The organism is Oryzihumus sp. JJN4-3R, from assembly GCF_057747915.1.
Window position 1 is genome coordinate 966261 of the sequence record NZ_CM173229.1, and the last position, 14062, is coordinate 980322.

General features: G+C 74.6%; 11 protein-coding genes and 1 riboswitch. Of the genes, 6 read left to right on the forward strand and 5 right to left on the reverse strand.

The genetic code is table 11. The features are described 5' to 3' along the window. Positions 1-27 precede the first annotated feature (27 nt). The 6 genes from AC3ANM_RS04375 to AC3ANM_RS04400 are packed head-to-tail and all read left to right on the forward strand — an operon-like array spanning position 28 to position 7378. Positions 28-702 carry a sugar transferase gene (locus AC3ANM_RS04375; protein WP_488286920.1) on the forward strand — a complete coding sequence of 225 codons (675 nt, stop codon included), beginning with the start codon at positions 28-30 and terminating at the stop codon, positions 700-702. After that, positions 699-2444: a murein biosynthesis integral membrane protein MurJ gene (gene murJ, locus AC3ANM_RS04380; protein WP_488286921.1), complete on the forward strand. Its 1746-nt coding sequence runs from the start codon at positions 699-701 to the stop codon at positions 2442-2444. The genes AC3ANM_RS04375 and murJ overlap by 4 nt, the downstream gene beginning before the upstream one ends. Continuing rightward, positions 2441-3892, forward strand: a complete 1452-nt coding sequence (locus AC3ANM_RS04385) for a hypothetical protein (RefSeq protein WP_488286922.1) — start codon at positions 2441-2443, stop codon at positions 3890-3892. Before murJ ends, AC3ANM_RS04385 begins: the two co-directional genes overlap by 4 nt. Further along, entirely contained in the window at positions 3889-5211 is a 1323-nt protein-coding gene (locus tag AC3ANM_RS04390) for a YveK family protein (RefSeq protein WP_488286923.1), read from the forward strand. The genes AC3ANM_RS04385 and AC3ANM_RS04390 overlap by 4 nt, the downstream gene beginning before the upstream one ends. Then, the gene (locus tag AC3ANM_RS04395) at positions 5208-6560 is read left to right on the forward strand and encodes a glycosyltransferase family 4 protein (protein ID WP_488286924.1); all 1353 of its coding nucleotides are present in this window, start codon (positions 5208-5210) and stop codon (positions 6558-6560) included. The genes AC3ANM_RS04390 and AC3ANM_RS04395 overlap by 4 nt, the downstream gene beginning before the upstream one ends. Continuing rightward, positions 6557-7378 (forward strand): hypothetical protein, encoded by an 822-nt coding sequence (locus tag AC3ANM_RS04400; RefSeq protein ID WP_488286925.1) that lies wholly within the window; start codon positions 6557-6559, stop codon positions 7376-7378. The genes AC3ANM_RS04395 and AC3ANM_RS04400 overlap by 4 nt, the downstream gene beginning before the upstream one ends. A 264-nt stretch (positions 7379-7642) precedes the next feature. On the opposite strand, the gene sat is transcribed toward AC3ANM_RS04400, so the two are convergent. The 5 genes from sat to AC3ANM_RS04425 all read right to left on the reverse strand — a co-directional run bounded on the left by sat (position 7643) and on the right by AC3ANM_RS04425 (position 13906). Further along, on the reverse strand, positions 7643-8845 hold the full coding sequence (gene sat, locus AC3ANM_RS04405; protein ID WP_488286926.1) for a sulfate adenylyltransferase: 1203 nt from the start codon (positions 8843-8845) through the stop codon (positions 7643-7645). A 186-nt stretch (positions 8846-9031) separates the two neighbouring features. Next, a complete protein-coding gene (locus AC3ANM_RS04410; protein ID WP_488287909.1) occupies positions 9032-10654 on the reverse strand; it encodes an RNA polymerase sigma factor in 1623 nt (540 codons plus the stop codon). 312 nt (positions 10655-10966) lie between these two features. Then, complete coding sequence (locus tag AC3ANM_RS04415) at positions 10967-11374, reverse strand: universal stress protein (RefSeq protein WP_488286927.1); 408 nt, start codon at positions 11372-11374, stop codon at positions 10967-10969. Positions 11375-11449: 75 nt separating this feature from the next. Beyond that, positions 11450-12574: a homoserine O-acetyltransferase MetX gene (gene metX, locus AC3ANM_RS04420; protein ID WP_488286928.1), complete on the reverse strand. Its 1125-nt coding sequence runs from the start codon at positions 12572-12574 to the stop codon at positions 11450-11452. Positions 12575-12608: 34 nt separating this feature from the next. Further along, positions 12609-12720, reverse strand: a riboswitch (SAM riboswitch). A 70-nt stretch (positions 12721-12790) separates the two neighbouring features. Then, complete coding sequence (locus AC3ANM_RS04425; protein WP_488286929.1) at positions 12791-13906, reverse strand: DUF4192 domain-containing protein; 1116 nt, start codon at positions 13904-13906, stop codon at positions 12791-12793. Positions 13907-14062 lie beyond the last annotated feature (156 nt).

The following is a 14062-nucleotide window of genomic DNA, read 5'->3' on the forward strand; positions in this document are numbered from 1 at the left end:
CGCACCCGCGCGCGGACACCGGGCTGGATGGCGCGTCGCACCGCCGGCGGGCCGACCGCCGCCCGGCACCGGCCGGCATACCGGGTCTCGAAGCGGGGCCTGGACCTCGGCGCTTCCGCGGTCGGGCTGGTCCTCCTCTCCCCCGTGCTCGCCGTCGTGGCGGCGCTGGTGCGCCTGACCTCGCCCGGCCCGGCGCTGTTCCGCCAGACGCGGGTGGGCCGGGACGGCGAGCCCTTCACGATGCTGAAGTTCCGCACGATGACACACGGGTGCAGTGACGAGCTGCACCGCGACTACGTGCAGCGGCTCCTGGCCGAGGACCCCGGGGATGCCTCGACCCCCCACACGCTGTTCAAGCTCGAGGACGACCCGCGCCTCACCCCGCTGGGCCGACTGCTGCGGCGGACGAGCCTGGACGAGCTGCCGCAGCTGGTCAACGTGCTCCGGGGGGACATGTCGCTGGTCGGGCCGCGGCCGGTGCTCCCATGGGAGCGCGAGCTCCTCGAGGACCGGTATGCCGCGCGGTTCGCCGTGCCCGCCGGGATGACGGGCCTGTGGCAGACGAGCGGGCGCAGCACCCTGACGATGCGCCAGGCGCTGGACCTCGACCTGGAGTACGTCCGCCGGTGCGGCTTCGCGCTGGACGTGCAGCTGCTGCTGCGGACCGTCCTGGTCGTGCTGCGGCCCGGGGACGCCGGATGAGCGGGACCGGCGGGCGGGCGCCCTCGCCGCGGACGACGGCCGGCGAGCCGGCCGCGGAGCGCGTGCCGGCCGCGCAGCGCGGCGTCACCCCCGAGCGCGGCCTCCCCCCGGACCCCGGGGCCGGGTCGCGGGCCGCGGCCGACTCGGTGACCGTGGCCACCTGGACGGTGGTCAGCCGGGTCACCGGGCTGGTCCGGATCGCGGCCATCGGCGCGGTCCTGGGCCCGACGGTGCTGGGCAACACGTTCCAGTTCACCAACGCCCTGCCCAACCTCATCTACTACGGCCTGCTCGCCGGCTCACTGTTCACCTCGCTGCTGGTCCCGGCCCTGGTGCACCACGTCGACGAGCGCGACCGGTGCGCCAGCGAGCGCCTCGCGGGGGGCTTCCTCGGCACGACCCTGCTCGCCCTGGCCGTGGTCCTTCCGGTCGCCGTCCTGCTGGCCCCGACCCTCCTGGCGGTGACCGCCCCCGACCACCAGGCCGGCGCCGGCGGGGCCGACCAGGCTCAGATGGCCCGGCTGCTGTTCCTGATGTTCGCCCCCCAGGTCTTCTGCTACGCCGTCGTCGGCACGGCCTCCGCGACGATGAACGCGCACCAGCGCTTCGGCCTGGCGGCGGCGGCGCCTGCGCTGGAGAACGTCGGGATCATCGTGGTGCTGGGCATCGACGCGGCAGTGCGGGGTCAGCACCAGTCCCCCACCGGCGGGACCGGCACCGGCGAGCTGCTGCTGCTCGGGCTCGGGACCACCGCCGCCGTCGCCGCCCACGCCGCCCTCCAGTGGTGGGGCGCCCGGCGGGCCGGCGTCGTGCTGCGGCCGCTGGCGGGCTGGCGCAACCCGGAGGTCACCACGATCATCCGCCGGGCGCTGCCGTCGCTGGGGCAGGCCGGGCTTTTGGCCGTGCAGGTGATCATCCTGCTGGCGGCCGCCAACCGCACCACCGGCGGCGTCGTGGGCTTCCAGCTCGCCCTCAGCTTCGTCTACCTCGCGGTGGCGCTGGGCGTGACACCCGTCGCGCTGGGGATGCTGCCCTGGCTGTCCCGGCTGTTCGTGCGGCACGAGGCCGAGGAGTTCCACGACGCGTTCGTCCGCTCCCTCGGGCTCGGCCTGTTCGTCGCGGTGCCGGCCGCGGCGGGCTGCCTGACCCTCGTCCCGTTCCTGGCGCGCTTCGTCGCGGTCGGACGGATGGGCACCGACACCGGGGTCGCCATGGTCGCCGCCTCGCTCGGCGCGCTGTCGGCCGCCGTCGTCGGCCAGGCGGTGTTCACGCTGTGCAGCTACGCGTTCTACGCACAGAAGGACACCCGCGCACCGTTGCTGGCGGCCGCCACCCAGGTGGCCGTGTGCCTCCTCGGGGCCGGCCTGTCGGTGCTCCTCCTCGAGGGCCCGGCGCTTCTGGCTGGCCTGGGGGCGGCGTACTCCGCCGGCACCCTGGCCGGCGCCCTGTGCATGTGGCTCCTGCTGCGGCGCCGCCTGGCCAGCGGCCCGGTCCGGCTGCTGCCCTCGCTGGCCCGCACCTGCGCCGCGGCGGTGCTGATGGCCGGCCCGGCGTGGCTGACCGCGCACGAGGTGGCGTCGGCCACCACCGGGCGGGTCGGCAGCGCCCTCGCGGTCCTGGCGGGGGCGCTCGTCGGGCTGCTCACCTACGCGGCTGTCTCGGCCGTCCTGCGCGCCCCCGAGCTGCGGTGGCTGCTCGGAGGGATCGGGCGCCGCGGCCGCCTCGGCGAGGACCTGTCATGAGCGTCCTGGTCGACCTCGCCGGGACGTCCCGGGTGCGCCGGCTGCTGCCCCCGTGGGTGGGCGTGGGCCTGCTCGGCCTGCCCGTGGCCGTGTGGCTCGGACTGCGCCAGCCCCTGCTCGGCGTGGCCCTGCTCGCCGTGGCCGCCCTCGTCGTGACCGTGGCGATCCACCCGTCGGTGGCGGCGTACTCCCTCATCGTGGTCACGCCGTTGACCGCCGGCATCGACCGGGGCGCGGCCATCCCGATGCTGCGCCCCAACGAGGCCCTGGCGGCCGCGGTCGGGGCGGGCCTCGTCGCCCGCGCGCTGCTGCTCGCCCGGGAGGGGTCGCGCCCCTCGTTCCGGCCCAACCGGACCGAGTGGGCCCTGCTCGCGATGGCCGTCGCGAGCTCGGTCATCCCGCTGACGTGGATGGCCCTGCGGCAGCAGCCGATCGGCAACGACGACCTGCTCTACGCCCTGGTGCTGTGGAAGCTCGGCGCGGTCTACCTGATCGTCCGCACCAGCGTCCGCACCGAGGCCCAGGTCCGGCGCTGCCTGCAGCTGTCCGTCGGCGTCGCCGCCGTGGTGGCCGTGATCGCCATCCTGCAGGCGCTCGACCTCTTCCACACGCGCTCGCTGCTGTCGACCTACTACGTGCCCAACGGCAACGTGGGCGCCCTGGCCAACCCCCGGGGCGGCTCGACGCTCGCCCTGCCGGCCGCGATGGCCGACCTGATGATCCTCAACCTCGCCGTGGTGGCCGGCCTGGTCTCCCGCGGCGCCCGCCACAAGGTCCTGCTCAGCGGTGTCGGCGGCCTGTTCGCCGTGGCGGCCGTCGCCTCGGGCGAGTTCTCCAGCGCGGCCGGGCTGCTCCTGGCCTCGGCCCTCACCGCCGTGGTGATCCGCCGCCCCCGGCTGCTGTTCCTGGCCCTGCCCCTCGGCGCGGCCGCGGCCGTGGTGGCGTGGCCGGTCATCTCGGTGCGGCTCTCCGGCTTCCAGAGCGCGTCCGGCCTGCCCGTCAGCTGGACCGGGCGGCTGCGCAACCTGCAGAGCTACTTCCTGCCCGAGCTGCTCAACCACGGCGGCTTCGTGCTCGGGGTGCGCCCCAGCGCCCGGGTCCCCGTGGCCAGCCAGGCGACGGGGTTCGTCTGGATCGAGAGCGGCTACATCTGGCTGCTCTGGGGCGGCGGCATCCCCCTGCTGCTGGCCTTCGCCTGGTTCGTGCGCGGGGTCGCCAAGCGCTCGCTGGCCCTGGCCCGGACCAGCCACGACGCGGTCGGCGCCGCCGGGACCGGCCTGTTCGTGGCCGTCATCGTCATGGCCGTCCTCATGGTCTTCGACCCTCACCTCACCTACCGCGGCGCCGGGGACGCCCTGTTCATCCTCGCCGCCCTGGCCCGCCCCCTGCCCCATCCGCCCGACACCGCGGCCCCCGCGGTCGTACCTGAAGGAGCCGTGACCGTATGACGCCCAGCTCGCCCCCGTTCGCAGGGGAAGGGCCCCGAGGTGCGGGCCGTCCCTTCCTGCTGGCCCATGCGGTGCTGATCCTCTGCTTCGCCGCCCTGGTGACCGCCGCCGTGGCAGCGCTCAGCTACGCCCAGCCAGCGACCTACACCTCGGTCGCGCGGGTCGTCGTGGCACCGCAGCTGCTGCCCAACGGCGGGGCCCCGCCCGCGCCCGACATGGGCACGGAGAAGGCCCTGGCGACCTCCGGCTCGGTCACTGCCGTGGCGGCCGACACGCTGCACCTGTCGGCCGACGACGCGGTCAGGGGCGTGGACATCGCGGTCCCCGTCGACACGCACGTGCTGGAGTTCCGCGCCTCGGCGGCCACCCCGGAGGAGGCGATGGTGCGCGCGAAGGCGTTCTCGGACGCCTACGTCAGCGTCCGTGAGGCCACGGCCGACAAGGACATCCCCCAGCGGGTGGAGGTCATCACCCCGGCCAGCGCCCCCACCTCGCCGTCGGGCCCCGACCACCTCCTCCAGATCGGCGTCGCGGTCATCCTCGGCCTGGCCCTCGGCACCGGCATCGCCGCCCTGCGCGACCGCTGGAACCACCACGTGCGCGGCGCCGGCGACCTGGCGGCGCTGACCGCCGGGCCGGTCCTCGGCGTCCTGCCGCGGCCGCGGCTGCGGGGCCAGGAGCGCCTCGTGGTGTCCGCCCACCCCCGGTCCCGGGTGGCCGAGGCCTACCGGTTCCTGCGGGCGAGCCTGCTCGGGGCGACCCGGCTCGGGGAGGGCATGACGATCGTGGTCACCTGCGCCAGCCCGCGCGACCACGAGGCCCGGGACGTCGTCGTGGCCAACCTCGCGGCGGCCGCGGCGGAGGCGCGACGCTCCGTGGTCGTGGTCCCGGCCGTGGCCGACCGGGCCACGCTGGACGGCTTGCTCTCGGCACCGCCGGAGCTGCTCGAGGTCTCGGGCCTGCGCCTGGACCAGGTCGACAGCGCCGTGCCGTTCCTCAGCCAGACGCACGACGTCGTCATCGTGCAGGCGGCGGCAGTCACCGCCTCCGCCAGCACGGTGGACGCGCTGCGACGCGCCGACGCCGCGCTGCTCGTGGTGGACACGGCCCTGTCCGACCGGCGCTCGGTGAAGCGGGCGCACGACCTCGTCAGGCGGTCCTGCGACGGCCCGGTGTGGGCCGTGCTCACCCACCCCTGCCGGGCCCGGTCGGCCCGCCGGGACGCGCCCGGCGCCGTCGCACCGGTGCGCCCCGTCGAGTCGGATGCGGTCGCGCGGGTGCCGGGCGCCGAGGCCGCACCGACCGAGGGCCGCGCGTGACGTTGCTGCGCGCACTGGACCGCGCCGCAGAGAGCCTGCAGGGCAGCCTCCTGGGCCGGCGCCGCTCGGCCGGCCGGCGCGAAGACGGCCGGCGCGAAGACGGCCGGCGCGAAGACGGCCGGCGCGAAGACGGCCGGCGCGAAGACGGCCGCCCGGCAGCCCCCCACGTGCTGCTGGTGGTCGAGAACGTCTCCCTCGCTCGCGACCACCGGCTGCGCAAGCAGGCGACCTCGTTGAGCGAGGCCGGCTACGACGTCACGGTCATCTGCCGGCGCGATCCGGACAACCCGGCCCTCCCGGGCGTGCGGCTGCTCGACTACCCCGCACCCCCGGAGGCCGAGAGCCGGCTGTCGTTCGTGCGCGAGTACGCGTGGTCCTGGCTCATGGCGGCCGTCCTCATCTGGCGGGTCCACCGCGAGCAGCCGTTCCGCCTCGTCCAGGTCTCGGGGACACCGGACATCTACGTCGCGCTGGCCCTGCCGTTCCGGCGGCTCGGCACGACCGTCGTGCTCGACCAGCGCGACCTCTCCCCCGAGGTCTACGTCGCGCGGTACGGCCGCTCCACCGGACTGGTCCACCGCACGCTGCTGGCCTGCGAGCGGCTCAGCTTCCGGGCCGCCGACCACGTCGTCACGGTCAACGAGTCACTGCGGGACGTGGCCCGGACCCGCGGAGGCCTGGCGGCGGACGCCGTGACCATCGTCGGCAACGGCCCCCGCCTGGCGAACCTGGCTCCGGCACCGGCCTCCGGGGCGGCACGGGACGTGGCCCCCACCGGTGGCGTGTGCGTCTGGGTGGGGGTGATGGGCCGGCAGGACGGGGTGGACCTCGCCGTCCGCGCCGTGGCCCACCTGGTCACCGTGCAGGGACGCACGGACCTGCGGGCGGTCTTCGTCGGTGACGGCGAGCGGCGGGAGCCGATGCGCCGGCTCGCGGCCGACCTTGGCATCACCGCCAACGTGGAGCTCACCGGATGGCTGGGTGAGGAGGAGGTCTTCGCCCACCTGCGGGACGCCGACGTCGGGCTCGAACCCAACCTGGAGCCGGTGGTCTCGCCGGTGAAGGTGATGGAGTACATGGCCTGCGGCGTGCCGTTCGTCGGCTTCGACCTGCCCGAGACCCGGGCCCTGGGTGCAGCGGCCGGCGACTACGTCCCGGCCGGGGACGTGGTGGCCCTGGCCGAGGCGGTGGACCGGCTCCTGTCGGACCCCGGACGTCGCCTGCGGATGGGCGACGCCGGACGCGCCCGCGTCCGCGAGCAGGTCGCCTGGGAGCACCAGGAGAGGGTCTACCTCGACCTCTTCGGCAGGCTGCTGGCCTCGCCCCGACCCGCAAGGAGCGCGTCATGACCCGCAGCCCGACGGTCTCCCCGGCCCGACGCGTGCGCCACCGGGCACGGACCTACCTGTCCGAGAGCCCCACGCTCTACCTGCCCATCGCGCGGCGGCGCCACCCCGGGCCCAGCCCGCAGGTCGTCGGTCCCACCACGGAGCTGGTGATCGACGGCTACACCCGCTGCGCCAGCACCTTCGTCGTCTACGCCTTCCAGCTCGCCCAGGAGCGCCCGGTCCGGTTGGCCCATCACCTGCACGCCGGCGCGCAGATCGTCAGTGCCGTGCACCGCGGCCTCCCCGTGCTCACCGTGGTCCGCGAGCCGAGGGGCGCGGTCCTGTCCCAGCTCGTCCGCGAGCCCCACGTGGACCTGCGTGACGCGATGCTGGCCTACGCCCGCTTCTACGAGCAGCTGATGCCGCACCGGGACGCCATGGTGGTCGGCGAGTTCGCGCAGGTGACCCGCGACCTCGCGCCGGTGGTCCGGCGGCTCAACGCCCGCTTCGGCACCTCCTTCGCCGAACCCTGCCTGGACGAGCAGCTGCGCCGGGAGTGCGACGCCCTGGTGAGGGCGCGCCCGACCCTGTCCCCGGTCCTGCTGGGCTTCGAGTCGGGCCTGGTCAGCCGCGCCGAGGTGCGGGCCCTGACCCGTGACGGCGTCCCGGCCGGAGGACACGGCGGCGCGTCGGCCCCGGCCGGTGAGCTGTGGGTCCCCTCCCCCGAGCGCGACCGCGAGAAGGCCGCGCTGGCCGCCGCCTGGGACCAGGCGGCCCCGAGGCTGCGGCGGCGGGCGCAGGAGGCCTACGCCGCCTTCACCGCACCCGACGCGGGCTGAGCGGGACGGATCCCCGGGCCCTGGCCGGGTCGCAGGCTGCGCGGTGCGCCGCGTGCGCGCCGGCCGGCCACGGGGCCGGTCAGCCGGGTCCGATCCAGGCGGCAGGCCGGTGCCGGTGCGCACAGCCACGCGCGCACCCACGCAAGCAGGCGTATGCCGGGTCCGCGCGCAGGCACGCGCGCCAGCAGGTGTGTGCCGCTCCGCGCACCCACCTCTGGACCGCCGGTCAGCCCGGCAGACCAGGGCGCCGGCGGGAGGCGATGATCAGCTCGCGGGTTGGGGCACCGGCGGGAAGCGACGCCGCAGCACCTCGGCCACCGCCGGCGGGGTGAACCAGGACGGCAACGCCTCACCGCGGGCGAGGCGCTCGCGCACCTCGGTGCCCGAGATCATCCGGACGGGGGTGCCCGGGGGCACCTCGTCGACCGGCTCGTAGCTGTCGGTGGTGGCGACGTAGCCCAGCTGCGGGAAGGAGACCATGGTCACCTCCAGCTCGCGCTGGTGCCGGCGCACCAGCTCCTGGGCGGCATACGGCCTGTAGAAGGGTCGGCCTTGGCTGTCCCGGCCAGGGCCGGCGTGGTCGCGGCCCACGATCATGTGGGTGGCGCCGAAGTTCTGCCGGATGATCGCGTGCCACAGCGCCTCGCGCGGGCCGCCCATGCGCATCGCCAGCGGCAGCAGGGCCAGCGTGGCCTGCCCGGGGCGGTAGCTGGGCATCAGGCTGCGGTAGCAGGCGATGCGGGTGTCGACGTCGACGTCGCCGGGCTTGGTCGGGCCCACCACCGGGTGGATGAGCAGATGCGCCCCGGTCTGGCGGGCCGCCCTCAGGGTCAGCTCCTGGTGCGCCCGGTGCATGGGGTTGCGCGTGTTGAAGGCCACGACACGGCCGACGCCGAGCCGGTCGAAGTGGGCCCGCAGCGAGGCCGGCGTGTGCAGCCCCTCACCGGCACCGAGTGCGCCGGGCCGCTCGGGCAGGACCTCGAGGCGGCCGGTGACGTACCAGCGGTGGGTGCGGTGCAGCAGGTGCTCGACGCTGGGGTGTGCCGGGTCGACGCTGCCGAACACGGCCTCGGCCTCGGCCTGGTGGTCGGCTCGGTAGGCCCCGCGCGGCTGGAGCACGGCGACCAGGTGGCCCTCGGCGTCCCGGAGCGCCAGGTGCCGGGCGGCCTCGGCCCGGCGCAGCGTCTGGTCGTCCACGTCCAGGGTGATCGGCATCGGCCACAGGGTCCCGTCGCCCAGCCGCATCCGGTCGCACACGAGCGCGTGGTCGACGTCGTCCATGAACCCGGTCAGCGGCGAGAAGGCCCCGCAGGCCAGCAGCTCCAGGTCGCAGCGCTGCCGCGGCGTGAGGAACCAGTCCGGCCAGGCCGCGGCGCCCGCCTCGAGCTCGCGCGCCCGGTCCGGGCCGACCACCAGGTCGACCAGCGTGCTGCCATGGGGAGCCGACAGACCCCGATCCGCGTGCATGCTGCCTCCTGCTCGTGGCCCTCACCCGCTCCGTGCCCCGATTCTGCGGGGCCGGTCGGAGCGTGGCCTCGGCCGTTCGGCTGAGGGGCCACCCGGGCGGCTGGTGGAGCCCGACAGCCCCGGAACAGGCGAAGCGCCCGCCACCGTCGAGGGTGGCGGGCGCTTCGGGGGCTGCTCTCAGGCTGCTCAGTCGAGGTAGTCGCGCAGGACCTGCGAGCGCGACGGGTGGCGCAGCTTGGACATCGTCTTGGACTCGATCTGGCGGATCCGCTCGCGGGTCACGCCGTAGACCTTGCCGATCTCGTCGAGGGTCTTGGGCTGGCCGTCGGTGAGGCCGAAGCGCATCGAGACGACGCCGGCCTCGCGCTCGGAGAGGGTGTCGAGCACCGAGTGCAGCTGCTCCTGCAGCAGGGTGAAGGAGACCGCGTCGGCCGGGACGACCGCCTCGGAGTCCTCGATGAGGTCACCGAACTCGCTGTCGCCGTCCTCGCCGAGCGGGGTGTGCAGGGAGATGGGCTCGCGGCCGTACTTCTGGACCTCGACGACCTTCTCGGGGGTCATGTCGAGCTCCTTGGCGAGCTCCTCCGGGGTGGGCTCCCGGCCGAGGTCCTGCAGCATCTGGCGCTGGACGCGCGCGAGTTTGTTGATGACCTCGACCATGTGCACCGGGATGCGGATGGTGCGGGCCTGGTCGGCCATCGCGCGGGTGATCGCCTGGCGGATCCACCAGGTCGCGTAGGTCGAGAACTTGTAGCCCTTGGTGTAGTCGAACTTCTCGACCGCACGGATCAGACCGAGGTTGCCCTCCTGGATCAGGTCCAGGAAGAGCATGCCGCGACCGGTGTAGCGCTTGGCCAGGGAGACGACCAGACGCAGGTTGGCCTCGAGCAGGTGGTTCTTGGCCTTCTTGCCGTCCTGGGCGATCCACCACAGCTCGCGCTTGAGCTTCATGTCGATCTTGTCGCCGGAGTTCAGCTTCTCCTCCGCGAACAGGCCGGCCTCGATGCGCTTGGCGAGCTCGACCTCCTGCTCGGCATTGAGCAGGGCGACCTTGCCGATCTGCTTGAGGTAGTCCTTGACCGGGTCGGCGGTCGCACCGGCGGTGACGACCTGCTGCGCCGGTGCGTCCTCCTCGTCGTCGTCGCGGATGACGAAGCCGGCGTCCTCGGACTCCTCCTCGGTCCCGGCCTTGGCCGCGACCTCGGTCGTCTCCTCCTCGCCGTCAGGGGTCTCGGCGACCTCGGCGTCGTCCTCGACGACGACCTCCTCGAGCTCGCTCTCGTCGACCTCGGCGGGCTCGGCGTCGTCCTCGACGACCTCCTCGACCCCATCGGCGGCGGTGGCAGCGCTTGCCTTCTTGGCCGCGGCCTTCTTCGTGGTGGTCTTCTTCGCGGCAGCCTTCTTGGCCGGCGCCGCCGCCGCGTCAGCCGCAGCCTTGGTGGTCGTGGCGGCGGCCTTCTTGGCCGTCGCCTTCGCCGGGGCAGTCTTGGTCGCTGTGCCGGCCTTCTTGGCCGTCGTCTTGGTGGCACGCGCCGTGGTCGTGCGGCGCGCCGAGGTGGCGGCGACCGCGCGGTGGGCGGTGGCGGTGTCCAGCGTGACGTTGATCCCCATCTCCTCGAGGGAGCGGAGCACCGCCTTCATCCTCTTGGGCTCGACCTCAGCTCCGAGGAGGGCATCACGGAGCTGGTTGCTGTCCACCGAGCCGTTGGCGGAGCCAATGGCGAGCAGCTCCTGGAGGGCGGGGTGGGAGAACTCGGCCGGGAGCGGACGCGCAGGGCGCTCCGACGCAGCGGGACGGGCGTTCGACACAGGCGACACCGACTACCTTTCGTCGCGAATCTGGTGCACCACACGTCTCAGCGGCTCCGGAGGCGGCGCCGACGGAGAACCATGACGTGCGGGAAGTTCGTTGTGACCGAAGTGGCGGCGGCTCTTCGGTCGGGCAGATGAACATTGTAAAACGTCGGGGGTCGTGCTCGCGCCCTCAGAGGCCGGATCCGACAGTCCTGACACGGAATTGACCCCCTTCCACCTGCACAAACGCACCAGATCGGGAAATCCTTCCCGTCACCCGAGGCGCACGAGCCGCACAGCCGGGTGGCCGGGCCCCGCGCGACGGGCTCAGCCCTCCGGCGGAGCCTTGACTGCGAGGACCGGACAGGGGGCGTCGAGGAGGATGCGCTGGGCGTTGGAGCCGAGGATGAGCTTGCCCACAGGGGTCCGCCGGCGCAGGCCGATGACGATGAAGTCCGCCTCGGACTCCTCCGCGGCGGCGATGAGGTCCTCGGCCGGCTCGTTGCCCCGGACCAGCTGGCGCACCTCGTGCTGGACGCCCACCTGCTCGAGCTGGCCCTGGACCGCTCGCAGCTCCTCGTCGAACCGGCGCGCCTCGTCGGCGTCGAGGTCCTTGCCGCCGCGATGGGAGTTGATGACGATCAGCCTGGTCCGCCGCAGCAGGCACTCCTCCGCGGCTCGACGCAGGGCCGCACGGCCCTCCTTGGTCGGCACATACCCCACGACGACGGCCACCTGAACCTCCTTGTCCAGTCGCGCAGCACCTGCTGCTCCGTGCGGCGACCGTACCGGATATCGGCAGATGCGTCGTCAGGACCGCGCCGCGTCGCCGAGCGCCTCGCGAAGGATCTGCCCGACCTGGCCGATCTCGATGAGGAAGCCGTCGTGGCCGTAGTCCGACCGGACCCGCCAGGCGGCGCCGACGGAGGCGGGCGCGGAGGCCATCTCGTCCGAGAGCCGTGGCGGGTAGAGCCGGTCGGAGTCGACGCAGGCCACGGTCAGCCGGGCCGTGACGCGCTCGAGGGCGGCCTGCCAGCCGCCCCGGCCCCGCCCGACGTCGTGGGAGTTCATGGCCTCGGTGAGGACCAGGTAGGAGTTGGCGTCGAACCGGCGCGCCAGCTTGTCGGCGTGGTGGTCCAGGTAGCTCTCGACCGCGTAGCGGCCCCCGCCCCCCAGGGGGACCTCGGCCCCCTGGGGCTCCCGGCCGAAGCGCTCGGCCAGCTCGTGCTCGCTGCGGTAGGTGACGTGGGCGATCCGCCGCGCCAGGCCCAGGCCGGCGTCGGGGCCGGCGGGCCGGTCGTAGTAGTCACCGCCATGGAAGTGCGGGTCCTGGCGGATGGCCAGCAGCTGGGGCTGGCACCACGCGATCTGCTCGGCCGTGGCGTAGGCCCCGCTGGCCAGCACGATGCACGCCTCGACGCGGTCGGGGTGCGTCACCGCCCACTCCAGCGCGCGCATGCCGCCCATCGAGCCACCGAGCACCCCGGCCCAGCGGTCGATGCCGAGCGCGTCGGCGAGCCGGGCCTCCACGGCGACCTGGTCGCGCACGGTGACGAACGGGAAGCGACTCCCCCACGGCCGGCCGTCGGGTGCCGGGCTGGACGGGCCGGTCGTGCCCTGGCAGCCGCCGAGGACGTTGCTGGCGACGACGAAGTAGCGGTTGGTGTCGAGCGGGCGGCCCGGCCCGATCAGCCCGTCCCACCACCCGGGCGTGGGGTGCTCGTCGCCGGCGGGACCGGCGACGTGGCTGTCCCCGGTCAGGGCGTGCTCGACGAGGATCGCGTTGTCCCTGGCGGCGTTGAGCCGGCCCCACGTCTCGTAGGCGACGCGGACCTCCGGCAGCGAGCCACCGGCCTCCAGGCCGAGCCCGCCGAGGTCGACGTGGCGGCGACCCGGACCCGTCGTGGCGGCAACAGGGTCGGACAGGACGGTCACGGCGGCTCCCGAAGGTGGTGTCAGGGCCCGGCCGGGCCCGCGCTTGCCGCCTGCGGTCCAGACGGCCCGGTCATCACCCGGGGCACCCCACCGCGGTGGAGGGTTGCCGTCCAGCAAGCCGGGGCTACGCGCTGGAGCTCATGACCTGGCCGTCACTATACGACCGCGGTCCCGACAGGTGGACCGCCCGTCCGGTGGCTGGACCTAGCGGCGGCCTCAGGCGCTGCGCCCCTCGGGACGGATGGCGAGGTCCACCATGCGCTCCAGCAGGGTCGCAAGCCGGTAGCCGGGGTCGGCCGCCAGGGCCCGGTCGAGGGCGACCCGGGTGAGCGCCCCGTCACCCCGCCACCAGGTCACGTTGGCCAGCACCGTCAGCGCGGCGACCGCCCACTCGTCGGGCAGCACCCGGCACAGCGCCATCAGCCGCGCCTCGACCCGCCGCTGGGCGGTGGCCTCGGCGGTGTCCGGCTCCTCCGCGCTCCAGCCGCGCAGCGGCAACCTTGCGCGCAGCTGGTCGCGCAGCTCCGGGGCGACCAGGTCGAGGTCGAGGGTGCCGGGGCACAGCCAGGCGATGAGGGCGTCGCGCAGGTGGACGTCGACGAGGGAGAAGGCCGCGAGCGCCAGGTCGACCGGTGGCAGGTCGGTGACCACCGGCGCGTTGTCGTCGTCACGCAGCAGGGTGGCCCAGACGCGCAGCGCGCGGTCGCGCTCGGCATGAGCGTCGCGCTCGGCACAAGCCTCGGGCCCGGCGCCCGGGTCGGGCTCGCCGTCGCCGTCGAGCAGCGCCTGGAGCCGCTCGTCGGCGCAGGCCCCGACCGCCCGGGTGAGCAGCGGGCGCTCCCCTGAGCTCACGCTGGCCACGAGGGCGTCCCGGTCGGCCAGGGGCGCCACCTCGAGCCCGACGTAGTCGGCCACCGCGGGGACCTCGTGGTCGGCCGGCAGCGGTGTGCCCGCCGCGGGACAGCAGTCCTCCTGAGCGCAGTCGAGCGCGAACCACCTCCCGTCGCGCACGACCAGGCGGTCGGCCACCGGCAGGTCCAGGACGAGGCAGGCGCCCTCCAGGGCATCAAGGACGGGCGCCGAGTCGCCCTCGGTGCCCTCGTAGCCGATGAGCAGGGCGGACTCGGGCTCGTCCGCGAGCAGCGGACGGATCATCGCGGCGGCGGCCTCGGCGACGTGCTCGAGCGGCGGGAGGTCGAGCCGCTGGACCAGGCCCATGCGGCGACCGTGGAGGCTGACCACCACCACGCTGTCGCGGGGGTGGAAGCCGAGCTGGTAGGGCAGGACGGCCAGCATGTCGGCCGGCCCGCGCAGGTGCAGTGTCGTGGTCATGCCCCGACTCTGCGGCGCGACGGCCGCCCCCGACAGGGCTGCCGTCGCGCCTGTGGACAGTGGGACGAACGCCGGGGGGCATGTGGACAAACCAGCCGCGATGCCCCCTCACGGAACCGGCGGGAGGACCTCCCGGCGGCCGGCAGACCCGCCGGG